Raw genomic sequence first — 24815 nt, 5'->3', positions numbered from 1 at the left:
CTAACTAGTCCTTATTGAGCTGCCATCAATGCCTTTATTTGTTCACCTGTACAGCCAAAACGACGTTCTCGATTGATAAACCAAGTTACAGCTTCAACTAAGCTGTCTTCGTCGAATTCCGGCCAATACTCGGGTGTAAAGTACATTTCTGCATAAGCCATTTGCCACAACATAAAGTTGCTGATGCGACACTCTCCACTGGTACGAATCAAAAGATCCACTTCAGGTAAGTCTGCCATGGTCAAATGCTCAGTGATTAGCTGCTCATTGATATCCTCTACACGAATCTCACCGTTACGTGCTTTTAACGCTAACGTTTTGGCCGCTTCTGTGATGTCCCATTTACCGCCATAATTGGCTGCAATGTTGATCACCATCCCCGTGTTACCTGCCGTTAGATTTTCAGCTTCTACAATCTTCTTTTGTAGACGCTCACTAAATCGACTGGTATCACCGATCACGCGCAACCGTAAATTATTTTTGTGTAGTTTTTTTACTTCACTAGACAGGACCGTGATAAACAGTTCCATCAAAAGACCCACTTCTTCCTCCGGACGACGCCAGTTTTCACTACTAAAAGCAAATAGCGTCATGGCTTTAATACCAAGCTTTGAAGCAGCAGCCACAGTCTTACGAACGGCATTAACGCCTTTTTTGTGACCAAATACGCGAGGTTTTCCTTTGGACTTAGCCCAACGGCCATTACCGTCCATAATGATGGCAATATGCTTAGGAAGGGAATCAGAGAAGGCTTGAGAATTTTGCATAGGGAGTTAATTGAGTTCCATCAGTTGGATAGACTAACATAAAAAAACGCTGAGCTGTGAGCACAGCGTTTTCCAACAGTGATGTGTGTGGGAGTATTAAACTTCCATCAACTCTTTTTCTTTTGCAGCAAGAACTTCATCGATCTTCTTAACTGCAACGTCAGTTAGCTTTTGAATTTCGTCTTGTGCTTTACGATCTTCATCTTCAGAGATTTCTTTATCTTTTAGAAGCGCTTTTAGATCGTTGTTTGCGTCACGACGGATGTTACGAACAGCAACACGCCCACCTTCAGCTTCACCACGAACGATCTTAACTAGGTCTTTACGACGTTCTTCCGTTAGCGGTGGAAGTGGAACGCGGATGATAGTGCCAGCTGACATAGGGTTTAGACCAAGGTCAGACGTCATGATCGCTTTTTCTACTTTCGGCGTCAGCTCTTTATCGAAAACCGTGATTGCAAGTGTACGTGCATCTTCAGCAATAACGTTTGCTACTTGGTTTAGAGGTGTTGCTGCACCGTAGTATTCTACAGAAATACCAGATAGTAGGCTTGGGTGTGCACGACCTGTACGAATTTTAGAAAGGTTGTTCTTAAGCGCTTCAACGCTTTTATCCATGCGCTCTTGCGCGTCTTTTTTGATTTCGTTAATCACAGTTTCACCTTAAAAATGTCATCTTTCCTGAAGAAAGCCTAAAACGGTTGAGCAAAGCAAACGCCACCCTAACGCTTTGGGTGGCACCTTGGGACAAGCTTATTCGTTGATTAGCGTGCCTTCTGCTTCGCCCATAACCACGCGACGTAGTGCGCCTGGCTTGTTCATGTTAAATACGCGGATTGGCATTTTGTGGTCACGAGCTAGCGTAAACGCCGCCAAGTCCATCACTTTCAGCTCTTTATCCAGAACTTCTGCGTAAGATAGCTTATCATACAGCTCTGCGTCTGGGTTTGCTACAGGGTCAGCAGTAAATACACCATCAACTTTCGTCGCTTTTAGTACAACATCCGCTTCGATTTCAATACCACGTAGGCAAGCAGCAGAATCCGTTGTAAAGAACGGGTTACCCGTACCAGCAGAGAAGATGACAACACGGCCTTGGCGAAGCTCACGGATCGCATCAGCCCAATTATAGTCGTCACATACGCCTTTTAGAGGAATGGCAGACATAACGCGCGCATTCACGTATGCACGGTGAAGAGCATCGCGCATCGCTAGGCCATTCATTACTGTAGCAAGCATACCCATGTGGTCACCAACTACGCGGTTCATACCAGCTTCAGCAAGGCCTGCACCACGGAACAAGTTACCGCCACCGATAACTACACCAACCTGAACACCCAGTTCAACCAGTTCTTTCACTTCTTGTGCCATGCGATCAAGGACCGCAGGATCAATACCAAAACCGTCTTCACCTTGAAGAGCTTCACCACTCAGTTTTAATAGAATACGTTGATACGCTGGTTTAGGGTTCGTAGTCATGGAGTTTACCTTCCAAAGAGAGTTGTTGATTAACAGTCATGAATAGACACAAATTCAGTTATGGCTATTCATCACGGCTAATCGTTCACTGCTCATAAAAAGACCGCAGCCAAGGCTACGGTCTAATCTTTATACAGTCTCTAAGGATTAACCTTTTTGAGCTGCAGCAACTTCTTCAGCGAAGCTCATTTCTTCTTTCTTCTCGATACCTTCACCTACTTCTAGGCGAACGAATGTAGAAACTGAAGCGCCTTTTTCTTTCAGCATTTCACCTACAGTTTTCTTAGGTTCCATGATGAAAGCTTGACCTGTTAGAGAGATCTCGCCAGTGAATTTCTTCATGCGGCCAACAACCATCTTCTCAGCGATTTCAGCAGGCTTGCCTTCGTTCATTGCGATTTCAACTTGAACCGCTTTCTCTTTTTCTACTACGTCAGCTGGTACGTCTTCTGGGTTAACGAACTCAGGCTTAGAAGCAGCAACGTGCATTGCAACGTGCTTAAGAGTTTCTGCGTCGCCTTCACCAGCAACAACAACACCGATTTTCTCACCGTGACGGTAAGAAGCAATTGCAGTGCCTTGAACGTATTCTACGCGACGGATAGTGATGTTTTCACCGATTTTAGCTACAAGAGCTACACGTGCGTCTTCGAATTGTGCTTGTAGCTCTTCAACAGTCGCTTTTGAAGCTAGAGCTGCAGCTGCAACTTCTTCTGCGAATGCAGTGAAGTTACCGTCTTTAGCAACGAAGTCAGTTTGGCAGTTAACTTCAAGAAGAACAGCAACGCCGTTTTCTTCTTTGATGATGATTGCGCCTTCAGCTGCAACGTTACCAGCTTTCTTAGCTGCTTTCGCTGCGCCAGATTTACGCATGTTTTCAATTGCTAGTTCGATGTCAGCGTTTGCTTCTACAAGCGCTTTCTTACATTCCATCATGCCAGCGCCAGTACGCTCGCGAAGTTCTTTAACTAGAGCAGCAGTTACAGTTGCCATTCTGTATTCCTCGTTTGATTCGAAATAAGGTAAAAAACAGGGGCCTAACATTGTCGGCCCCCATTGCTAACTATAACTTAGTTTATGCTACACAAAGGTTTCACATAGACCAAGTGTGACACAGAGCCGCTATTATTCAGCTTCTACGAAACCGTCTTTTTCAGCAACTGCAGCTACGTCTTTGTTACGACCTTCAGATACTGCTGAAGCAGCAGCGTTCAGGTATAGCTGTACAGCGCGGATCGCGTCGTCGTTACCTGGGATTACGTAGTCAACGCCGTCTGGGTTAGAGTTAGTATCTACCACAGCGTATACTGGAATACCTAGGTTGTTAGCTTCTTTAATTGCAATGTGTTCGTGATCAGCGTCGATTACGAATAGAGCGTCTGGTAGGCCGCCCATGTCTTTGATACCACCAAGAGATTTCTCTAGCTTCTCCATTTCGCGAGTACGCATTAGAGCTTCTTTCTTAGTTAGTTTGTCAAAAGTACCGTCTTGAGATTGAGTCTCTAGATCTTTTAGACGCTTGATAGACTGACGAACTGTTTTGTAGTTTGTAAGCATACCGCCTAACCAGCGGTTGTTTACGTAAAACTGGTTGCTTGCGATTGCAGCTTCTTTAACAGCTTCAGATGCAGCGCGCTTAGTACCTACGAATAGAACTTTACCTTTCTTCTCGCCAACTTTAGCTAGTTCAGCTAGAGCGTCGTTGAACATTGGTACAGTTTTTTCTAGGTTGATGATATGAACTTTGTTACGAGCGCCAAAGATGAATGGCTTCATTTTTGGGTTCCAGTAACGAGTCTGGTGACCGAAGTGAACACCAGCTTTTAGCATATCGCGCATTGATACAGTTGCCATTTTAAATTCCTCTATGGGGTTAGGCCTCCACATTCCCCATAACTCCGACCAAGCTTCTGCTCAGCACCCCGGAATATGTGACGGAATGTGTGTGATTTAAAGATAAAAGGTTATTCGGATGAAGCTTGCTTCGCCGCTTAGCTTTGCTAAACGAAGAGAACAGTCCTCTATTCCGGCGCGCTTTATACCATATTTTAGCTCACTGTGGCTAGTAAAAATTATTTCTTCACCGTGCCACTTTCTCCTATTTATAAGCAAAACTTTAAACATACGATCGAATTAAGAATGATGCATATTCCTATCTAACTTGGGTTAACACCCCGATGTCTGATAGAATGCGGCCATTCGCACGTTTACGTGCTTAGGAATAAGTAGAGAAAGCCAATGTCAATCAAGATTAAAACTGCTGAAGAAATAGAACGCATGCGCATTGCGGGCAAACTGGCCGCAGAGATTCTAGAAATGATCGAACCACACATCAAAGTTGGTGTGACGACAGAAGAGTTGAACAAAATCTGTCATGAGTACGCTCTAGAAAAAGGCGCATACTCTGCTCCGCTTGATTACCATGGTTTCCCTAAGTCGATTTGTACTTCAATCAACCATATCGTATGCCACGGTATTCCAGCAGAAAAAGACGAAATCGGTAGCAACGGTCAAATGAAGCCAGCGGTACTAAAAGATGGCGACATCTTAAACGTTGATATTACCGTAATCGTTCCAAATGACGAAAATGCGGATCTGAGCGTGCGTCCTCAGGGTTACCATGGTGACACTTCTAAGATGTTCCTAGTCGGTGATGTTTCACCTGCAAACAAACGTCTGTGCATGGTAGCTCAAGAAGCACTGTATGTTGGTATGCGTACCGTTAAGCCAGGTTCAACGGTTGGTGACATCGGTACAGCTATCGAGAAATACATCAAAGAGAACAACAAAAACAACCCTCGCAACAAGTTTTCTATTGTGAAAGACTTCTGTGGCCACGGTATCGGCGATGAGTTCCATGAAGAACCACAAGTGGTTCATTACAAGAACAAAGACCGCCGCGTACTAAAAGAAGGCATGTGCTTTACTATTGAGCCGATGATTAACGCAGGTAAATTTGGTTGCTCTGTTGACGCTCAAGACGATTGGACCGTTTACACAGGCGACGGCAAGAACTCTGCGCAATGGGAACATACCATTGTTGTAACAAAAGAAGGTTGTGAAGTACTGACGCTTCGTAGCGACGATACAATTCCTCGCCTAATGAAAAACGCGTAAAGCTGACGACCACTCGTTGTTTACTATATCCCTGCTTCGGCGGGGATATTTTTTATCTGCCACAAATTTGTTAGATTGTAACTAGATTAGCTTGCACGGATGGCAAATATGACACTTCAGTCCCCTCTTACCTTTTCCGATGAACAAATCAATATCGGAGAACTAAAACAAGAGTTAGAGAAATTTAGCTCCGATCAAAGCCAAGAGTTTCTCAATCATCATCCGGTAACAAGCTTGGTTTTAGCCAGGGCAGAATACATGGATCTGCTTCTGAATCGTTTGTGGCAACATTTTGGCTTCAAAGATATTTACAACATTTCCCTAGTTGCCGTAGGTGGCTATGGGCGTGGCGAGCTGCATCCGCTCTCCGATATCGATATTTTGATTCTGTCGAACAATAAGCTGCCGACCGCGCTAGAAGCAAAAATCAGCGAATTCATTACGCTGTTGTGGGATTTAAAACTCGAGGTCGGACACGCAGTTCGCACCGTTAACGAATGTGCGGAAATTGGTAAAGCCGATCTGACCGTCGCGACAAACCTTCAAGAAGCGCGTCTACTGTGTGGCAGCGAGGATACCTTTCAGGCACTGAAGAAAGTCGTATTATCAGACTCCTTTTGGCCAAGTGAAACGTTTTACCGCGCGAAAATTAAAGAGCAGCGCGAACGCCATGCCCGTTACCACGATACGACCTACAACTTAGAACCAGACATTAAGTCGACCCCTGGCGGACTGCGCGATATTCATACATTAAGCTGGGTCGCCCGACGTCACTTTGGTGCCACGTCATTGCTGGAAATGAGCCGATACGGATTTTTAACTGACGCAGAATACCGAGAATTGGTTGAATGTCAGGACTTCCTTTGGCGAGTGCGTTTCGCTCTGCACATGGAGCTTCGCCGCTATGACAACCGCTTGACCTTTGCCCATCAAGCACAAGTTGCGGAAAATCTAGGCTACGTCGGTGAAGGCAACCGAGGCGTAGAAATGATGATGAAAGAGTTCTACCGCACACTTCGTCGTGTGGCAGAGCTCAATAAAATGCTACTCAAACTTTTTGATCAAGCGATCATTAATGGTGGGGCGACAGAAAGTGCCGAGATTCTCGATGCCGACTTCCAACGTCGTGGCTCTTTGATTGAAGCGCGGAAACCCGCATTGTTTCAAGCTCGCCCAGAAACTATTCTGGATATGTTCTTACATATCGCGAACGACTCAACCATTGAAGGGGTGAGCCCACCAACGCTACGTCAACTGCGCACCGCTCGCCGTCGGCTCAACAAGTTTTTGCACACCATTCCTGCTGCGCGTGAAAAGTTCATGGCGTTATGTCGTCACCCTAATGCTCTGCATAAAGCATTCAGCCTAATGCACCGATTAGGGGTTATGGCGGCCTATTTACCGCAATGGAGCCAAATAGTTGGTCAAATGCAGTTTGACTTATTCCACGCCTACACGGTTGATGAGCACAGTATTCGCTTACTGAAACACATTAATACCTTCAGTGACCCAGACAATCATGCGAAGCACCCTATTTGTTGTGACGTCTACCCACGGATGCAAAAGAAAGAACTGCTGATTATTGCCGCTATTTTCCACGATATCGGTAAAGGGCGTGGCGGCGATCACTCTGTTATAGGCGAAGGTGAGGCTTACGACTTCTGTATTGAGCATGGCTTATCAAAGCCCGAGGCCAAACTTGTCGCTTGGTTGGTAAGGCATCATCTATTAATGTCCGTCACCGCACAGCGCCGAGACATTTATGATCCCGATGTGATTACCGAATTTGCCAAAAAAGTCAGAGACGAAGAATCTCTCGATTATCTTGTGTGCCTGACAGTTGCAGATATTTGTGCAACCAACCCAGAACTTTGGAATGCTTGGAAACGAACCTTACTGGCAGAGCTGTATTACTCCACACAACGTGCTTTACGTAGAGGGTTAGAGAATCCTGTCGATGTGCGTGAGCGAATTCGCCACAATCAACAAATGGCCTCCGCAATGCTACGCAAAGAGGGCTTTGCCGCGCGCGAAATTGAAGTATTGTGGCAGCGCTTTAAAGCTGACTATTTCCTTCGTCATACCCATACGCAAATCGCGTGGCACTGCGAACACTTACTTCGCATGGAAGATCCGACTAAGCCTTTGGTGTTGATCAGTAAAAAAGCCACTCGTGGCGGCACTGAGGTGTTTGTATACACGAAAGACCAGCCTGCTTTATTTGCGACGGTCGTGGCGGAGTTAGATAGGCGTAATTTTAATGTACACGACGCGCAAATCATGACCAGCAAAGATGGGCACGTGATTGATACCTTTATGGTGCTCGATCAACATGGCGAAGCGATTGATGAGTCTCGTCACGCCGCGGTGATTAAGCACCTCACCCATGTACTAGAGGCGGGCCGACCAACCAAGATTAAAACACGCCGTACTCCGAACAAACTTCAGCACTTTAATGTGAAAACCAAAGTCGACTTCTTACCAACCAAAGGTAAAAAACACACGTTGATGGAGTTTGTCGCGCTAGACACACCAGGGCTGTTGGCCAAAGTAGGCCGTACGTTTGCTGATTTAAATATCAACCTTCATGGTGCAAAAATCACCACCATTGGTGAGCGAGCAGAAGACTTGTTTATTTTAACCAGTGATGCAGGGGGAAGATTAAGTGAAGAACAACAAGATGAGCTAAGAGAGAGATTGATCGAAAAGTTATCTGATGAGGTCGCTGCTTAGATCAAACCTGCCAATCTTTTCGGTTCAGGGCGAGAGCGATCTTGCCCACAAGTTAAGCATTTTGGCTAAATATCAGCTATCTAGCTCATACATAGGCTGCTACAGTTATATCAATATCAATTCGATGTAATAGAGGTAGCCTATGTATCCCCACCTCACTGGTTTGGGTATTCACGACCCTAAGCAGATTGAACGTTATTCCCTACGCCAAGAAGCACACAAAGACGTGCTCAAGATCTATTTCCACAAGCAAAAAGGCGAGCTGTTCGCCAAAAGCGTTAAATTCAAATACCCGCGCCAAATCAAAAATGTTCTTGTGGACAGTGGCAGTCACAAATATAAAGAAGTAACGGAAATCAACCGTAACCTCACATTGGTCATTGATGAACTGAATAAAATCACTAAGCCAACGAAACAACCTGAGGTTGATGTTAAAGAGAAAATTCTTTCAGACCTTCGTCATTTAGAAAAAGTCGTTTCGAGCAAGATCGCAGAGATCGAAGCGGATCTCGAAAAACTAAAGTAAAACGTTAAGTCTTAAATATTAAAAAAGGGTTAGCATTGATGCTAACCCTTTTTATTTGTACTCAATCATTATCTAGATCTAACTAATCCCATTATCGGTTGATCATTGATTCATCCCACTCAAATCGAGTAAACAATTGCTGCCAAGTCTCATCAATATTGGCCTTCATGACAATCTCTTGATCGGTAAATGGATGGACAAACCGTAACTCTGAAGCGTGCAGTAGCAAACGATGAGAGTCAAACTCTGTGCGATAAAGCTTGTTGTGCTTGCCATCTCCGTGCGTTGTATCACCCACAATAGGATGGCGTAGATGCGCCATATGACGACGAAGTTGGTGCTTACGCCCCGTTTTAGGTTTCATCTCAACTAAGCAGTAGCGCGTTGTAGGAAATTTACCCGTCGAATAGGGAACTTCCACTTTAGCCAACGGTTTATATGCCGTCACCGCTTCTTGCGCTTCTTTTTCTTGTGAAGCAAACTTATCCGCAATCTTGTCTAACTCGACTTTAAGTGCGTAATCCAAGACGCCCTCTTCCTCAATCCAACCGCGTACTATCGCGTGGTACGTCTTTTCCATTTTATGTTCAGCAAACATCGGCATGACTTGTGACGCGACTTCACTCGACAACGCAAACACGAGCACACCAGATGTTGGACGATCCAGACGATGTAATGGGAACACATGCTGACCAATTTGGTCGCGCAAAGTTTGCATGACAAACTGAGTTTCGTGTTTATCTAACCAACTGCGATGCACTAACATGCCTGCAGGCTTGTTGACCGCTACAAAATATTCATCCTGATAAACGATCTCCAGCTCAACTGGTTCTGAAGATCGTGCTATTTCTTGTTCTAACATTTGGTTACTTACATAGTTCATCAATGGTTCGGATTGTAACAAGCAGCTCTGCGAACTGCGGTTCCTGCTTCCACGCTTCTGAAAAATAGGGCTCGAGAGAAAACCCTCTTGGCAATGGTTGGTTGTTTTCCACTAGCACGTGCATTCTGTCTATAAAGATCCACTGCAACCACTCATGAGGATGCAGTGTATCAATCGCAAATGGCTCCACGCTTTGTAAGGCTTGCTCTGAAGGCCTAGTGTGTTGCCACAACTTATGTTCTTTAAGCTGCGTTTCAAGTTGGTGAAGTAAGTCGACCAATTGAGTATTTGTTACCATTAATTCTATCTCGAACCTTGAATTAGCCGAGAATGATACCATTTCTTGTGAAAAGAACGTTAGGACGTCGTATTTAATGGAAAACATTCAAACCCTCACTCAACTGTTGAACAACAGCCACTGTGATTATCAAATCTTCGATCTTGGTCGTCGTATAAAAACCATCGCTAAGAAAGAGTTTGCCGATGTAGAAAAAGGTCAAGCACCGTACCCATTCCCAATGCAGCGTAGAGCACACCTTGCCATCGCTTATTGGAATGAACAAAAGCAACCTTGGATTTGGTTTCTTAAGTTTGAATTGGACGAGCGCGGTTTGTTAAAGCAAGCGGATATCGGCAATTTCATTAAATACGTAGTGGAAGCCATGGGAACACGCCTCAATGATGATATCACTGAAGAGCAACAGCAAAAGCTGTCTAATAACCCATATACGTTCAAACCTTCCGAAGACAAAATGGCCGTGTTTCATAGCCAGGTCCGCGCGAACCTCGATCTTCCTACCAGCCAATATTATGAGCACACTCAGCATTACTTTTCAGGTGGCTTAGGCTGGGATAATTGGCAAACCGTAGGTCTGCAAGGGATCACCGACATGGCCGCTCGTTTGGACAAAGAGCAAAACGGGGTAATGATACGCAAAGCGTTGAACCACCTACCGAATGAACCACTTTATGCTCTATTGGGTGCGCTTGAGCATGTAGAGTTACAAGAGCGTTTAGCTGAGCGTATCGCCGAAAAAGCACAACAAGAAATCGCAAGTAGCGAGCCTGATCTCTTCCTACTTTCAGCGCTTATCCGAGCTTTGGCTGGCGCACCAACAGCCATTGCCTCTCCAGTGTTAGAAGCGATTTTACAAAGCCCTCGTTTAAGCCATCAGGAAGTACTGATTGGCGTGGCTGGCCGAGCTTGGCACTTACTAGCCAATGAAAAGGTAGCAGAACAGTTTTTGCTGCGTTTAGCTCAAACCGGTAATCAAGCCCTATTTAATCAGTTATTTGCCGATTTAGTGATGCTACCAGAGTTAAGAATGGTGCTATTGCCCTTGCTACATTCAAATCCATCTGAAGAACTAGCAAACGCGCTAGTCAGCTTACAACAAGCAACAAAGGGATAATAAAGGTTCAGGGATGATTGGTGATCTTTTAGCAATTTTAGGGCTATGCTTTTTCTGTTATCTGTTTTGGCAACAACGTCGTCAAGCCGAACTCGCAAAAGTGGCAATCACGCGTAAATGTGAGCAATTGGATCTCCAATTAATCAGCATCGCCTTTGGTGCCCACAAACTAAAAACGCCAGACGGAGTCTGGCGTTGGCATACGGTGTATCAATTTGAGTTTTCATCTCTTGGTGACGATTGCTACCAAGGGGAGTTAACCATGGTCGGTTTCAGGCCGCAGAACTTTCACCTACCACCGCATCGCTTGTAAATTCCATTTCAAAGTAAGGACCATATAGATCCTTACTTTCTTTTGTTTCAACAAATCCCAGTTTTTTCAGCACCGCCACAGAAGCTTGATGGTTGCTATTCACGTTAGCTTTAACCTTATGTAGCCCCAGCTCACGGCACGCCTTGGGGAAAAACGCTTTTAGAGCTTCTGTCGCTAACCCTTTACCCCAATAAGATTTATCAAAAATAAACCCTAACTCAGGCTCGGAATCGAGATGGGAAATGAACACGTGCCCCATATAGTCACGACTGGTGCTTTCTAGCACCGCCATACTATAAATATTTTCATCATCCAGTATTTTCTCAAACATCTGTTTTGCAGACGCGACAGTATACGGACCGTTCATTTCAGCACGGTTTTTCGCACAGCAATTCAGCATGACGAACTCTAGTTGCAACGACTCATTGTAGGGTAGAAGAAGCATTCTTCTGGTTACTATGGCCACATCTGTTCCTTGATTACAACAAACTTTATTTATCCGCAGATCACAAACTCGATGAGCTTGAATATGCTCAATAGCTGCGGGGCATAACACCTTGTAGAGAAGCCGAAAGTTAAACCAACTGATTGGAAAGGATATTGATCTGGATTGTTTTTTATTAAGTGTTATTAGGAATTTATAAATTTTGTGATATTGATATACCCAAGCCACCTCGAGGTGCTTAATTCAACGAGAACGACTAAGTATCTTTTTTATATAAGAAAGACCCCGACACATAAGTATCGGGGTCATGGTCTTACTCGCAGCAGTCCGGCTACTAAAAGTGCTCCATGCATCATCCATAATAGTGGCTGATTCCGTCAGCTTATTCCTTACGTCGCCGTCCTAGCGGTGTCCTTATCATCCTGATAGCTAACATTCCCCGTTAGCACACATCACTTGTTCCTTGAGCGGTGTCCCTTGCATCTTCCTGACGCTGTCCATAACCTCTATCCTAGAGGGGTCCATTGTCTATCCTTAGTCATCAACATCCTATTGATGATAGTGTCCTTACAATGTCCTACGCTCCATGCTTGATTAATCATCCTGACCAACCAAATCATCTTCCTGACGATAACCAAATCCTTGGTGCTTTCCTGTTCCGTGTCTGCTTCCTGCTGACAACTCTCAATTTACGCCTTTCCTAAAAATTGACAATCTATACTAGATAAATATTTATACGCCACATTGGTTAAATAGTTGTTAAATCATTATTTATCAATAACTTGATGTTTGTAATTTCTATTTTTCCGCTCACGAAATCGTTTTCTCTCACAACCCATGTGAGAGATCTCTCACACCACACATTCCAAATTGCTATTCGCCAAATTAGGGGACTCAACGTATGATGATAGATATATCGTTGTTAAGGATTAAAAATGTTAACTCAAGACGTTACTAAAGAATTAGAAGCGGTAATGGAACAACTGCAACAACAAGGAAAAGAACCAACCGTAGCGTTAGTGAAAGCACGCTTGAAAACGCCCGTCCCAATGCCTGCATTAATCACTGCAATAAAAAGTTGGAAAAGTGCTCAGCATGTTCCCAAGGTTGAAGTCGCAGCGCAAGCGCATACCGATAATGATCGTCTTGCAGCGCTAGAAAGCACGGTGAAAAAACTAGTCGCTCGCATTGAAGAGCTAGAAGCCAAGCTAAGTGAGAAGTCATCATGAAGTTATGGGTAGATGCAGACGCGTGTCCGAAAGTCATCCGCGAAACCATTGTGCGTGCCGCCGAACGCACGGGGATTGAATGTACGTTTGTCGCCAACCACGTTGTCCCGGTGCCCAAAAGAGACAACATCCACTCGCTGCAAGTTCCAGCTGGATTTGACATCGCTGACAACGAAATCGTTAAGCGTGTGGAGGCCAACGATTTGGTGATCACATCAGACATTCCGCTTGCAGATGAGGTCATCTCTAAAGGTGCTCAAGCCCTCAGTTCACGTGGCGAGCTTTATACGAAAGACACCATCAAAGCACGTCTAAATATCCGCGACTTCATGGAAACCATGCGTTCAAGCGGAATTCAGACTGGTGGTCCCGCTGCGCTTTCCCAAACCGATCGCCGCGAATTTGCGAACCATTTAGATCGTATTTTGGCTAAATTTAGGAAGTAATCCTCACTCTATTCATATTGAGCCAGCAAATCAAAGCCTGGCTCATTCCTGAAAATTCATTTTCAGCATTGCACCCAAAGCGTGCTCTTACTCCCATTTGTTTTGTTCTGTTTATTTTTCATCTCGCTCGCCATAGCTTCAATATGCAACGTGGTTTATTTTGAACGACGTTTTTAATAAATGTATAGAGAATAATGGGCTTTAACATCGTTTCTAGTGGAAGCTACCTGCCAACGAATCAATGGTCAGATCGAGAGATGGATCGCTTCCTAAAATTGGCGCCAGGGACCTGCCGAAATAAATTCGACGTTGAATATCGTCATGTAGCCAATACAAAAGAGACCGCTATTTACATGGCGGTGCAGGCGATAGAGCAGTGTTTAGGAAACATACATACCCTGAGCTCCGTTGATCTCCTTATCTACGCCAGCGGCACTCACCACCAGTCTCTGCCCTACGACGCCTCAGCGGTTCTCGCCGCGTTAGACGCTCCAACATGGCTAGAAAGTTTTGATTTGAACAGCACCTGTTTATCATTTCTTTCTGCGCTTGACCTTGCTCAGAGTCTATTCTTAGCAAAACGGTACCGTCGGACTCTCATTGTCACCAGCGAACTCGCTACTGGCATCACACTGAATCGAAATTTTACGCTCAAACCAGAAGTTGCAACCCTATTCGCAGACGGTGCCGCCGCATTTTTGCTCGAAGAACACAACGGTGATGGATTGCTCACCAGTCACTTTGAAACGCATCATACCGGGTATTCATTTTGTCAAATTAAGGGCGGAGGTAGTCATGTCAACCCTCACACCTCTGAGCATCAAGCCTATTTAAAAAGCTGCCAGTTTGAGATGGAGGGCAAAGCACTGTTTAAACATGTGCGTAAAACCTTACCGGCGTTTCTAAAAAAAGGCTTTGACGCCTCTCCGGTAACACTCAGCGATATTGATTATTTTCTTCCGCATCAAGCCAGTGCGCACGGATTAAAAAAACTGCCATCACTCACCGGGTTACCAACCGAGAAAACAGTTAATCACTTTTCGACTTTGGGAAACCAAGTCGCCGCCTCACTCCCGATTAACTTACACTGGCTGCGTAATCAGCCAGAAACAGCAGGAAAACATGTGTTATTAGCTGGCACCGCCGCAGGGTTGTCACTAGGGATGGGAGTGCTAAAACTATGAAGATATTAGTCACGGGTGGCAGTGGGATGTTGGGTAGCGCAATTCTAAGAATGTTTCACCAGCAACATGAACTGCATTTTACAGCGCGAAATACAATCATCGCCAAACAACTCGCTGAGCAATTCGATGTTATCCCACATTTAGTCGATTTGAGAGACCACTCTGCTGTTCATGCGGTATGCCACGGCATGGATGCAATCATCCATTGTGCCGCTCTCTCAAGCCCATGGGGCAAGTGGGAAGCGTTTTATCAAGCCAATGTAGATGCCACCAAAAACCTCGTCAATGCGGCTAATACGCATCAAATCTCGCGTTTTATCCATATTTCCTCCACCAGCGTCTACTTTGACCATCAAGACCGTTGGAATATTCGAGAAACCGACGCCATTGCTTCACACTGGTGTAATGATTACGCACACACCAAATACCTATCTGAACTTGAAGCCATAAAAGGCCAAAGCAAAGCGATCATTTTAAGACCGCGTGGCATTTTTGGTCCCAACGATCGCGCGATTATCCCAAGAGTGCTTAAGGCGATAAAAAACAACACTCTGCTTCTGCCATCGGGTAGAAACCCAGTGGTTGATCTAACTTATGTCGACAACGTTGCCCATGCGGCGATGCTCGCTTGCACTCAGGCAGACCGGCTTCAGCATGGTGATGTCTTCAATATTTCCAACAACGAACCAATGCCAATTGAGACTGTTCTACAAGCTTTATGTGTGGGGTTGAACCTAAAAGTAACGTTACAATCATTACCATACGGTGTGGTATCACCATTATTAAAGCTCAGTGAGCAAATACGAAGGCGCTTACCACATCAGCCAGAGCCAAGGCTCACCTCATACAGCGCAGGATTGTTTAACTATCATCAAACTCTGGATATCAGCAAGGCGAAACAAACACTGAATTACCAACCGCTTTTTTCAATTCAAGAAGGAATACAGCAGTATGCAAACTGGTCTAAAAATAAAAATCTTTGAGGCTGGACACTGCGTACACCCAGGCTTTGTTGTCAAACCAGGTTCTGGTATCAAGCCTAGAGCATTTCCTGCAGCCGTTGCGTTAATTCAGCACCCGACACAAGGCAACATCCTGTTTGATACGGGATATCACGAGCACTTTTTTAGCGCGACTCGTCCCTTCCCTGAACGTTTTTATGCTTGGACAACACCTTGCCGCTATCAACAAGAACATGGGATTGTTGCGCAGTTAGCAAAAGAAAATCTCAAACCTCATAATATTGAGCATTTAGTGCTCTCCCATTTTCACGCTGATCACATTGCCGCCGTGTCTGAGTTTTCTCACTCTCAATTGCATTGCCAACAAAAAGGGGTAGATGCGATTACTAAAAGTGGTCGAATTGGAGGCGTAAGAAAAGGCTACCTAAAAGCTCTGCTCCCTCCACAACTAGAATCTAACTTCATCATTCATGGTGATTTTTCTGTGCCAATCAGCCAAATTCTTCCTCAGTGCCAAGGGGTTAACTTGCTCTGTAAAGACATGTTCGACGATGGACTTATTTATATGGTTAGCTTGCCAGGCCATGCAGCTGGCCAAGTGGGCCTATTAGTTAAAAGAGAACGAGGTTGGCTGTTCTTACTCGCCGATGCATGTTGGTTAATTGAGAGCTTGAGTGAAAATATCGATCAGCATTGGCTGGCGAACATGCTTTGCGATGACACAAAGGCCTATAAAAACACCCTCTCCGAATTGAGAAGTTGCTACCAACAAACCCACCACGTTGTTCGCTTCGTACCTTCACATTGTCAGGAAACTATCCAGCAGCTAATCAAAGAAGGATGGATTAAGTGAGAACGCTTATCTCAGAATTCTGGCGAACCCGCTACCGCCCTTTCGGCTCAAGGGAACAAGTCGAAACATGGCAGCAACAACACTTAACGCAACACTTGGGTTGGGTATGCCGTCATTCACCGTATTACCGCTCTTTTCAAGGTGCACCACTCAGTGATTTCCCTATCATGAATAAGCAAACCATGATGGAGAACCTTTCAGAGTTAAATACGAAGGGCTTAGATGCTGAACAGTTAATGCAGCAGGCACTCAAAGCAGAGCAGTCACGCAACTTTGCCGCTTCGAAAGTTGGTGATGTTACGGTTGGGCTTTCTTCGGGCACATCAGGCATGCGCGGGCTGTTTCTTGCTGACAAGCAGGAAACACAACTGTGGGCCGGCAATATATTGGCTCGCCTTTTGCCCAACCTATGGCAAAAGCACCGAATTGCACTAGCCTTGCGAGCCAACAGCCCACTGTATAAATCCGTCGCGAAAGGGCCTGTCACATTCTTTTATGCCGATTTAACCAAACCTTACCAAGAATGGATAAAAGAGCTGGATGAGTTCCAACCCACGCTTTTGGTTGGTAGTGCGCAAGCTCTTCAGCTCTGCGCCCAGTTCAGCGGTCAATTTGGTCAACCCGCAATTCAACCACAACGGATCATTTCTGGGGCAGAGGTTCTAACCGAGAGTGACCGTCACTATATTTCTCAACGGTTCGACAGCGAACTCCATGAAGTCTATCAATGTACTGAAGGTTTTCTTGCATGTACTGATCAGCATGGACAAATGCGCTGGAATCAAGATGTTGTTTATATCGAAAAACACTGGCTGAATACCGAACGTACTCACTACAGCCCAATCATCACCGATTTTCGTCGTAAAACTCAGCCAATTATTCGTTATCAGCTCGACGATATTATTGAGAATAAACAGGATAATGGCGTATTTGAACCTATTGGGGCGATTGCCGGACGATGTGGTGATCGCCTCACACTAAACGCAAACCACGTCCCAGTGACGGTGTTACCAGATCTCATCTACCGCGCTATAACACTATCAGCCCAAGGTCGCGTGGATTACCGAATCACCCAAACAGGGGCACAAACCATTCAAATTGAAGCGGATGTTCACCACCATAGGGTTATACATCAAGCCTTGATAAAGTTGTTTGACCAATTACGGCTTGACCCTGTCAGATTTAGTTACCGCCCTGCGCCTATTTGGACGCCAATGAATAAACAACGACGTGTGGTGAACATATGCGGGTCTTAATCACCGGAGCCCGAGCACCAGTTGCACTAGAGTGGGCAACCATGTGTATGCATCATGGGCATGAAGTAATTCTCACCGATTCGCTAAAAAAGCCTCTGGGATCATTTTTGCGAGGCATCGAGTCTTATATCCCCACCGCTTCACCTCGATTTGCGTTTCCCACCTACCAACAGCAGATCCTAAAAATCATTACTCAGATGCGTATTGATATGGTGATACCCACTTGTGAAGAAGTGTATTACTTGGCTCATGTTGCCAAGCAATGCACAGAAGTAGATTTTTTTCTGCCCAATGTGGGACTACTCAATGCCCTACACAACAAGTTGACCGTCTTTGAACAGCTTCAAGGCTTGCCAGAAATTACACTTCCAAAAACTCGTTTGGTCGCTGATAAAAGTGAGATTGAAATTAATAAGAGAACCGTTCTAAAGCCAGTTTACTCTCGGTTTGGCGGGCAAGTAATAAGAGATGTGACAACTCAGTCTATTTCTGCCGTCACGATATCGCCACTTTATCCTTGGGTTCAGCAACAAAAAATCCATGGGACTCCGGTGTGTAACTATGCGATTTTTGAACATGGTGACCTTAAAGCACACCAAGCTTATGTGCCGAAATACTGTGTAAACGGATCGGCCGCCAGTGCTTTTCAGCCGCTCTCATGCGAACGACTAGATACATTTATCGCAGCTTTTGGTAAACGTCATACTTATCATGGGCAAGTGTCGTTTGACTTCATCCAATCACAAGATGAACTCTACGTGATTGAATGTAACCCAAGAGCCACCAGTGGTTTGCACCTACTCTCGTCTCGATGCAATCAACTGCTTCCTTATATGGAGTTTACCAGTCCTTCCAAGCAGCGATTACATCATTTAGGGCCAATAACACTCATCGCTAAAGGTGGATTATCCCTGTTTAAGGCTCGAACTTGGCAAGATTGGTGGTCTGGAGTGAATGTAATGCAACAGCATAACTTGCCGGTCGGGAGCCAAATCCGGAGTGTGTTTGAATTACTCCGGTTAGCTAGGCAAAACAAGGCAAAATGGAGCGCCGCTTCTACCGTTGATATTGAGTGGAATGGAGAGGAGTTGAGATCATGACGCTTTCCTCTCAAGAATGGCATAAAACCTTTATCACTCTTATGCAATCGAATCCTATTAATGAATACACAGCAAGCTTTGGTTGCTACTATATCGATGATGTTGCCATTCCCTACTCCGTAACACCAAAAATACCAAACAACTGTTATGCCGTGTCCCCTATGACACTGCTTAGTGGCTACGCCGAAGAAGAGCTTCACAAAGTCAAAAATGTGGCTGTTCGATGGGTATGTAAGCTACTTATTAATATGACTAAACCAATCTTATCATTGGCTGGATTGGATCAAGTCCAAACGCTCAACAATCAGTGCTTGTCCACCAATATGTATAGCGAACAATGGGAATCCTTAAATCTAGATGAGCTGCGCCGCGTGGCACTCGATCAATACCCCACCTTTCCCTTGGTGCTTCGCTCCCTCAACCAACGTCAGCATTCACACTTAATTCAGCGATTGAAGCAGCAACAATGGCAAAGCTTGGTAACACGACAAGTGTATTTACTTGAGGATTGGCAAGCATTCAGCTTCAACCGAGATTTAACAAAAGATTTCAAGCTGTTTAATGATAAAGATTGGCAGTTTAAGCCACTGGCTACTGATGAAGAGTTTCAGCGCGCCAAAGTGTTGTATGACATGCTTTACCTTGATAAATACAGCCGGAATAACATCCAGTTTTCAACCCAATATTTAAAGCAGGCTAGCCAGAATAACTTAGTGCATTTAGTGGGACTGTTTTATCAAGACGAGATGCTGGCTACGTTAGGCATAGTAGAAATTGATAACGACATGACTTGCCCAATTTTTGGCTACGATACCAATAAGCCGCAGAGTTTTGCGCTGTATAGAAGAATATCTGCTTATACCATCCGCCACGCAATGATATGCCAGCGTCGCTTTAATATGAGCTCAGGGGCACCAGCTTTTAAACGCAACCGAAAAGCCCAGCCAGAAATTGAATTTAGCTATGTTTATATTGCGCACTTACCTTGGTACAAACGCGTAATTTGGCAAAGCTTGTGCTGGCTCACTCAGCACTTTTATCGCCCTTTGTTGATGCGTTTTCAGCTATAAAACGACATCGATAACCAAGCAAACCTGCGTGCACACAATCTGGATCGATAAAAAAGCCTGCGATGTTCGCAGGCTTTTGTAATGGAGCTGTGTGAGGTAACCGTTTTTTACGGTGTATAGTATGTTGCTGCGCCAGGGCCTACTGGTAAACCAAATACGAATACCCATAGATAGAACAACACACTCCAACCGACAATGAAGCAGATTGAGTAAGGTAGCATGGTCGCGATCAGCGTACCGATACCCAAGTTCTTCATGTAACGAGTTGCTACCGCTAGGATCAAACCAAAGTAGCTCATCATTGGAGTAATGATGTTTGTCGTCGAGTCACCAATTCGGTAAGCAGCCTGAATCGTTTCCGGTGCATAACCAACAAGCATCAACATAGGAACAAAAATCGGAGCCGTTACTGCCCACTGTGCCGATGCCGAACCAATCATTAGGTTGATAAAGCCACACATAAGGATAAAGGCAAAGAACAACATTGGGCCAGTTAAGCCAATTTCTTGCAAGAAGCTAGCGCCAGCAACTGCGAATACCTGACCGAAGTTAGTCCATTTAAAGAAAGCAACGAACTGAGCAGCAAAGAAAACCAATACAATGTACATGCCCATAGAAGACATAGATTTCGCCATTGCATCAATCACATCACGATCCGTCTTCATCGTGCCAACAACTTTACCAAACACAAAGCCTGGGATAGCAAAGAACACAAAGATGAATGCCACGATACTTTTCAGGAATGGAGAACCTGCAATTGTACCTGCATCAGAACGTAAAATGCCGTCAGCTGGAACAACCGTCCAAGCAAGCAACGCGGAAACAACCAGTACAGCAACACCTGCTAGTTTTAGACCTTTCTTCTCAATGTCTGTTAAGCCGCCCATTTTGTCGTTCGACAAATCTTCTGAGGCTTCTTCTTCACTGTATTTGCCAAGCTTTGGCTCAACAATTTTTTCAGTAACAAACGCACCAGTGATTGCAATGAAGAACGTCGAAACAAACATGAAGTACCAGTTAACTTCTGGACCAACAGTGTAAGTTGGGTCAATCATTTGCGCTGCTGTTTCAGTAATACCTGACAGTAGCGGGTCAACCGTGCCGATAAGTAGGTTTGCTGAATAACCACCAGATACACCAGCGAATGCCGCAGCGAGGCCTGCAAGTGGGTGACGACCTAGAGAATGGAACAGCATTGCTGCCAGTGGAATAAGTACCACATACCCCAGCTCTGATGCCGTATTTGAAATGATACCAGCGAAAACAACAGTCACTGTTACCATGCGTTGAGATGCGCCCATGACCAAGCCACGCATGGCTGCAGATAGCAAACCAGAGTACTCAGCAATAGCAACACCCAACATCGCAACCAAAACCGTGCCTAAAGGTGCAAAGCCAACAAAGTTTTTCACTAAGTTAGTAACGATAAGTTCGAGTCCATCAGCGTTAAGTAAGCTGACGACATGAATCATGCCATCTGCGGCACGACCTTTTGCGCCCTCAGGACGAGGGTCTACAACGGAAACTTCGAAGTATCCTGCAATGCCCGACATCACCAGAATGGCTAAACAGAAAATGGCAAATAGTGTGATCGGGTGAGGTAATAAGTTCCCCAAATATTCGACAGTATCCAAAAAGCGCGTAAACAGCGGCTTCTTAGGCGAGTTTTGTTTAATTGAATCAGATGAACTCATCTGTTCCCTCCTTGTTTTTATTCCTGTGCAAATGTGACAAAAATGTCAAAAAAGCGAGCGAAGGGTACTTGAGTAGAAGGTTAAAGAAAAGCCCTAAATGTTACAAACTGTGACCATTAGAGAGTTTTATAACCAATAACAAACAAAAACGTAGATATTTCATCCATGCAAAACAGTTAAGTCAAAATTATCAATTAAACAAAACCATAAACCAGAAATATGCAGAACGATTACTTCTGCACTGCTTTAAACCTCGGATTCGCCTTACAAATGACATATAGACGCCCTCTTCGTTTTACGATCTGGCAATCCGGATGACGACTTTTTGCACTTTTTAATGATTTCACTACCTTCATGATTTATTCCTTTTCGCTCTTAAATTGACCAAAACGACGGTTGAAGTTCGCAATACGACCTTCTGTTTGAACCACTCGCTGTTTACCGGTGTAGTACGGATGGGAGGCTGACGACACATCTAACGTAAAGTAAGGGTAGGTTTTGCCATCTTTCCATTCGATGGTTCTCTCTGTTTTCAACGTAGAACCAACAACGAAGTATTCATCTACGCTGGTGTCGTGGAACACCACTGGACGATATTCAGGGTGGATTCCTGGTTTCATAATACTTTTCCTCTTAACCGAAATGTTATGTTATAACGTTATAATTAATAATCATTATCAACAAGAAAAGCAAGAGAAATTTGTGATACTTTTCATCTCAATGAATTCTTAAAGACGTCCACCATGTATTCCATTGAACCCATCGGTGTCATTGAGACACCGTACAAAGAAAAGTTTGCAGTACCGCGCCAGCCTCGCTTAGTTCCAACTGCGAAAGCACGCGTAAAACTGTTAGGTGCAGCGAATAGCCCCGAAGCAGTACGCGGGCTAGAACAGTTCTCTCACGTTTGGCTGTTATTTTTGTTTGATCAGAATTTGGGAGCAGGTTGGAAGCCAACCGTCCGTCCGCCACGACTAGGCGGCAATGAACGAATAGGTGTCTTTGCCTCACGCTCGACTTTCCGCCCAAACGGAATCGGAATGTCAGCCGTTGAAGTAAAAGGAGTCACTAAGCAAGGCGATCAAATCTATCTTGATTTAGGCAGTGTAGATCTCGTAGATGGCACACCGATTGTGGACATTAAGCCCTATATACCCTATTCAGATTCTATTCCAGAAGCACAAGGCGGATACGCAGACCAAGAACCAGAAAAGTCACAAGTCAACTTTTCTGCTCAAGCATTAGCAACGATAGAAAATCGATCCGATACTGACTATGTAAGATCAGTCATTGAACAAGTTCTGGCTCAAGATCCTCGTCCTGCATACAAGAAAAACAAGCCGGACGACAAAGAATATGCGGTAAATTTGTTCGACTTGAACGTAAAGTTCACAGCAACAAGCAACTTAATAACGGTTACCGCTATTGAAAGCTTTTGACAAACGCAATTGGCTGATATTATAGACGGCTAACAAATTTCCCTTTAGGGAACTCCCATACTCCTGCTTATTCAAGCTTGAGTATCTAACTTAAATAAACGGATAAATTTAATGCGTACCAGTAATTATCTTCTTTCTACTCTGAAGGAGACTCCAAACGACGCAGAAGTAGTGAGCCACCAGCTCATGCTACGTGCAGGTATGATCCGTAAGCTGGCTTCAGGTTTATACACCTGGCTACCTACTGGTCTACGTGTACTGCGTAAAGTCGAAAACATCGTTCGTCAAGAAATCGACAATGCAGGCGCAGTCGAAACTTTGATGCCCGTTGTTCAGCCGTTTGAACTATGGGAAGAGACAGGCCGCAGCGAAAAGATGGGCCCTGAGCTACTTCGCTTTACTGACCGTCATGTTCGTCCGTTTGTACTTAGCCCAACCGCTGAAGAAGTGATCACTAGCCTTGTTCGCAATGAAGTGAGCTCTTACAAACAGCTTCCGCTAAACCTGTACCAAATCCAAACCAAATTCCGTGACGAACGTCGTCCACGCTTCGGTGTAATGCGTTCACGTGAATTCTCAATGATGGATGCGTACAGCTTTGACATTGATAAAGACGGCCTACAAAAGTCATACGACGCAATGCACGATGCTTACTGCAAAGCATTCGATCGCATGGGTCTGGATTACCGTCCTGTACTAGCAGATAGCGGTGCTATCGGTGGTAGCGGCTCTCAAGAGTTCCACGTATTGGCTGAAAGTGGCGAAGACATCATCGCATTCTCTACCGAGTCAGATTACGCGGCAAACATCGAAAAAGCAGAAGCACTAGCTCCAGCCTCTGAAGCAGCGGCACCAACGCAAGAAATGACGTTGGTAGATACGCCAAACGCAAAAACAATCGCTGAATTGGTTGAACAGTTCGAGCTGCCAATTGAAAAAACAGTGAAAACTTTGTTTGTGAAAGCGTCTGACGAAGTTGATGCACCAATCATCGCGCTTATCATTCGTGGCGATCATGAACTGAACGAAGTGAAAGCAGAGAACCTTCCTCAAGTAGCAGCTCCACTGGAAATGGCATCTGAAGAAGAAATTCGTGAGCTTATCGGTGCTGGTCCTGGTTCTCTAGGCCCTGTTGGTCTTAAACTGCCGTTCATCGTTGACCGCAGCGTAGCGGTAATGAGTGATTTCGGTGCGGGTGCGAACATCGATGGCAAACACTACTTCGGCATTAACTGGGGTCGTGACGCAGAGCTTGGTCAAGTTGAAGACCTACGCAACGTGGTTGAAGGCGATCCAAGCCCATGTGGTAAAGGCATTATCCAGCTTAAGCGTGGTATCGAAGTTGGCCATATCTTCCAACTTGGCAACGCTTACTCCGCAGCGATGAACTGTGGTGTACTTGGTCCTGATGGTAAGAACGTCATCCTAGAAATGGGCTGTTACGGCATCGGTATCACTCGCGTCGTAGCGGCTGCTATTGAGCAAAACCATGACAAATACGGCATCATCTGGCCAGATGCAATCGCACCATTCCAGGTTGCGATCGTTCCAATGAACATGCACAAGTCAGAAGAAGTAAAAGAAGCCGCTGAGAAGTTGTACGCTGAGCTAACGGCAATGGGCATCGAAGTACTATTTGATGATCGTAAAGAACGCCCAGGTGTAATGTTCTCTGATATGGAGCTTATTGGTGTACCGCATACCATTATTATCGGTGACCGCTCGATGAAAGAAGGCAACTTCGAATACAAGAACCGTGCTACTGGTGAGAAAACGCCAGTCGCAATGACTGATATTATCGAGCACGTAAAAGCTCAACTAAAGTAAGCGCTCGACGAGTTCGCATTTGAAGTAATTTCAAATAATTAGAAAGGGTTGACTTCGGTCAACCCTTTTTTATTACTGGG

Annotated in this window: 26 protein-coding genes; 15 read left to right on the top strand and 11 right to left on the bottom strand. The window is 44.9% G+C overall.

What is annotated here, in order from left to right:
- Positions 1–11 precede the first annotated feature (11 nt).
- From ACZ5ZC_RS21205 to rpsB, 5 genes are all read right to left on the bottom strand, one after another.
- Positions 12–767 (bottom strand): isoprenyl transferase, encoded by a 756-nt coding sequence (locus tag ACZ5ZC_RS21205; RefSeq protein WP_006741661.1) that lies wholly within the window; start codon positions 765–767, stop codon positions 12–14.
- A gap of 96 nt (positions 768–863) precedes the next feature.
- The gene (gene frr, locus ACZ5ZC_RS21200; protein WP_005380330.1) at positions 864–1421 is read right to left on the bottom strand and encodes a ribosome recycling factor; all 558 of its coding nucleotides are present in this window, start codon (positions 1419–1421) and stop codon (positions 864–866) included.
- Positions 1422–1520: 99 nt separating this feature from the next.
- On the bottom strand, positions 1521–2246 hold the full coding sequence (gene pyrH / locus ACZ5ZC_RS21195; RefSeq protein WP_005380329.1) for a UMP kinase: 726 nt from the start codon (positions 2244–2246) through the stop codon (positions 1521–1523).
- 147 nt (positions 2247–2393) lie between these two features.
- Entirely contained in the window at positions 2394–3239 is an 846-nt protein-coding gene (gene tsf, locus ACZ5ZC_RS21190) for a translation elongation factor Ts (protein ID WP_012841502.1), read from the bottom strand.
- 132 nt (positions 3240–3371) lie between these two features.
- Positions 3372–4100, bottom strand: a complete 729-nt coding sequence (rpsB, locus tag ACZ5ZC_RS21185; RefSeq protein ID WP_012841501.1) for a 30S ribosomal protein S2 — start codon at positions 4098–4100, stop codon at positions 3372–3374.
- 384 nt (positions 4101–4484) lie between these two features.
- Here rpsB and map point away from each other — a divergent pair, with 384 nt between their 5' ends.
- From map to ACZ5ZC_RS21170, 3 genes are all read left to right on the top strand, one after another.
- On the top strand, positions 4485–5363 hold the full coding sequence (gene map, locus ACZ5ZC_RS21180) for a type I methionyl aminopeptidase (protein WP_005380326.1): 879 nt from the start codon (positions 4485–4487) through the stop codon (positions 5361–5363).
- A gap of 108 nt (positions 5364–5471) precedes the next feature.
- A complete protein-coding gene (gene glnD, locus ACZ5ZC_RS21175) occupies positions 5472–8096 on the top strand; it encodes a bifunctional uridylyltransferase/uridylyl-removing protein GlnD (RefSeq protein WP_464932265.1) in 2625 nt (874 codons plus the stop codon).
- Between the two features lie 142 nt (positions 8097–8238).
- Entirely contained in the window at positions 8239–8622 is a 384-nt protein-coding gene (locus ACZ5ZC_RS21170) for a DUF3461 family protein (protein ID WP_005380322.1), read from the top strand.
- A gap of 91 nt (positions 8623–8713) precedes the next feature.
- On the opposite strand, the gene truC is transcribed toward ACZ5ZC_RS21170, so the two are convergent.
- Entirely contained in the window at positions 8714–9484 is a 771-nt protein-coding gene (truC, locus tag ACZ5ZC_RS21165) for a tRNA pseudouridine(65) synthase TruC (RefSeq protein ID WP_182032693.1), read from the bottom strand.
- Between the two features lie 4 nt (positions 9485–9488).
- The gene (locus ACZ5ZC_RS21160) at positions 9489–9803 is read right to left on the bottom strand and encodes a YqcC family protein (protein ID WP_005391784.1); all 315 of its coding nucleotides are present in this window, start codon (positions 9801–9803) and stop codon (positions 9489–9491) included.
- A gap of 76 nt (positions 9804–9879) precedes the next feature.
- Between ACZ5ZC_RS21160 and ACZ5ZC_RS21155 the strand changes: the two genes are divergently transcribed.
- Together ACZ5ZC_RS21155 and ACZ5ZC_RS21150 are read left to right on the top strand one after the other, a co-directional pair.
- The gene (locus tag ACZ5ZC_RS21155) at positions 9880–10917 is read left to right on the top strand and encodes a DUF3549 family protein (RefSeq protein ID WP_182032694.1); all 1038 of its coding nucleotides are present in this window, start codon (positions 9880–9882) and stop codon (positions 10915–10917) included.
- Positions 10918–10930: 13 nt separating this feature from the next.
- Positions 10931–11230 carry a DUF3301 domain-containing protein gene (locus tag ACZ5ZC_RS21150; RefSeq protein WP_012841498.1) on the top strand — a complete coding sequence of 100 codons (300 nt, stop codon included), beginning with the start codon at positions 10931–10933 and terminating at the stop codon, positions 11228–11230.
- Here ACZ5ZC_RS21150 and ACZ5ZC_RS21145 read toward each other — a convergent pair.
- Entirely contained in the window at positions 11190–11675 is a 486-nt protein-coding gene (locus tag ACZ5ZC_RS21145; RefSeq protein WP_167713355.1) for a GNAT family N-acetyltransferase, read from the bottom strand. The two genes, ACZ5ZC_RS21150 and ACZ5ZC_RS21145, sit on opposite strands and share 41 nt — an antisense overlap.
- A 935-nt stretch (positions 11676–12610) precedes the next feature.
- On the opposite strand from ACZ5ZC_RS21145, the gene ACZ5ZC_RS21140 reads away from it, so the two are divergent.
- The 8 genes from ACZ5ZC_RS21140 (at position 12611) to ACZ5ZC_RS21105 (ending at position 19775) form a co-directional block, all read left to right on the top strand.
- Positions 12611–12904, top strand: coding sequence for a hypothetical protein (locus tag ACZ5ZC_RS21140; RefSeq protein WP_054867180.1), 294 nt, complete (start codon positions 12611–12613; stop codon positions 12902–12904).
- On the top strand, positions 12901–13350 hold the full coding sequence (locus ACZ5ZC_RS21135) for a YaiI/YqxD family protein (protein ID WP_012841495.1): 450 nt from the start codon (positions 12901–12903) through the stop codon (positions 13348–13350). The genes ACZ5ZC_RS21140 and ACZ5ZC_RS21135 overlap by 4 nt, the downstream gene beginning before the upstream one ends.
- Positions 13351–13544: 194 nt before the next feature.
- Positions 13545–14534: a ketoacyl-ACP synthase III gene (locus ACZ5ZC_RS21130; protein ID WP_464932264.1), complete on the top strand. Its 990-nt coding sequence runs from the start codon at positions 13545–13547 to the stop codon at positions 14532–14534.
- On the top strand, positions 14531–15517 hold the full coding sequence (locus ACZ5ZC_RS21125; RefSeq protein WP_464932263.1) for an NAD-dependent epimerase/dehydratase family protein: 987 nt from the start codon (positions 14531–14533) through the stop codon (positions 15515–15517). The genes ACZ5ZC_RS21130 and ACZ5ZC_RS21125 overlap by 4 nt, the downstream gene beginning before the upstream one ends.
- A complete protein-coding gene (locus ACZ5ZC_RS21120; RefSeq protein WP_464932262.1) occupies positions 15486–16349 on the top strand; it encodes an MBL fold metallo-hydrolase in 864 nt (287 codons plus the stop codon). The genes ACZ5ZC_RS21125 and ACZ5ZC_RS21120 overlap by 32 nt, the downstream gene beginning before the upstream one ends.
- Complete coding sequence (locus ACZ5ZC_RS21115; RefSeq protein WP_464932261.1) at positions 16346–17605, top strand: F390 synthetase-related protein; 1260 nt, start codon at positions 16346–16348, stop codon at positions 17603–17605. Before ACZ5ZC_RS21120 ends, ACZ5ZC_RS21115 begins: the two co-directional genes overlap by 4 nt.
- Positions 17593–18705, top strand: coding sequence for an ATP-grasp domain-containing protein (locus ACZ5ZC_RS21110; RefSeq protein WP_464932260.1), 1113 nt, complete (start codon positions 17593–17595; stop codon positions 18703–18705). The genes ACZ5ZC_RS21115 and ACZ5ZC_RS21110 overlap by 13 nt, the downstream gene beginning before the upstream one ends.
- Entirely contained in the window at positions 18702–19775 is a 1074-nt protein-coding gene (locus ACZ5ZC_RS21105) for a hypothetical protein (RefSeq protein ID WP_464932259.1), read from the top strand. The genes ACZ5ZC_RS21110 and ACZ5ZC_RS21105 overlap by 4 nt, the downstream gene beginning before the upstream one ends.
- A 107-nt stretch (positions 19776–19882) precedes the next feature.
- Here the strand turns inward: ACZ5ZC_RS21105 and ACZ5ZC_RS21100 are convergent, their stop codons facing one another.
- The 3 genes from ACZ5ZC_RS21100 to ACZ5ZC_RS21090 all read right to left on the bottom strand — a co-directional run bounded on the left by ACZ5ZC_RS21100 (position 19883) and on the right by ACZ5ZC_RS21090 (position 22089).
- Positions 19883–21469 (bottom strand): AbgT family transporter, encoded by a 1587-nt coding sequence (locus tag ACZ5ZC_RS21100; protein WP_006742541.1) that lies wholly within the window; start codon positions 21467–21469, stop codon positions 19883–19885.
- Positions 21470–21699: 230 nt separating this feature from the next.
- Positions 21700–21825, bottom strand: a complete 126-nt coding sequence (ykgO, locus tag ACZ5ZC_RS21095) for a type B 50S ribosomal protein L36 (RefSeq protein WP_009844388.1) — start codon at positions 21823–21825, stop codon at positions 21700–21702.
- Positions 21826–21828: 3 nt separating this feature from the next.
- Positions 21829–22089 (bottom strand): type B 50S ribosomal protein L31, encoded by a 261-nt coding sequence (locus ACZ5ZC_RS21090; RefSeq protein WP_012841491.1) that lies wholly within the window; start codon positions 22087–22089, stop codon positions 21829–21831.
- 123 nt (positions 22090–22212) lie between these two features.
- Between ACZ5ZC_RS21090 and tsaA the strand changes: the two genes are divergently transcribed.
- Both tsaA and ACZ5ZC_RS21080 read left to right on the top strand, forming a co-directional pair.
- Entirely contained in the window at positions 22213–22908 is a 696-nt protein-coding gene (tsaA, locus tag ACZ5ZC_RS21085; protein ID WP_053809825.1) for a tRNA (N6-threonylcarbamoyladenosine(37)-N6)-methyltransferase TrmO, read from the top strand.
- 111 nt (positions 22909–23019) lie between these two features.
- A complete protein-coding gene (locus ACZ5ZC_RS21080; RefSeq protein WP_006742543.1) occupies positions 23020–24735 on the top strand; it encodes a proline--tRNA ligase in 1716 nt (571 codons plus the stop codon).
- The last annotated feature ends 80 nt before the right edge of the window (positions 24736–24815 follow it).

The organism is Vibrio sp. JCM 18905 (assembly GCF_055393305.1).
The sequence above is the reverse complement of the archived record's forward strand: the minus strand, read 5'-3'. Positions and strand labels throughout refer to the sequence as shown.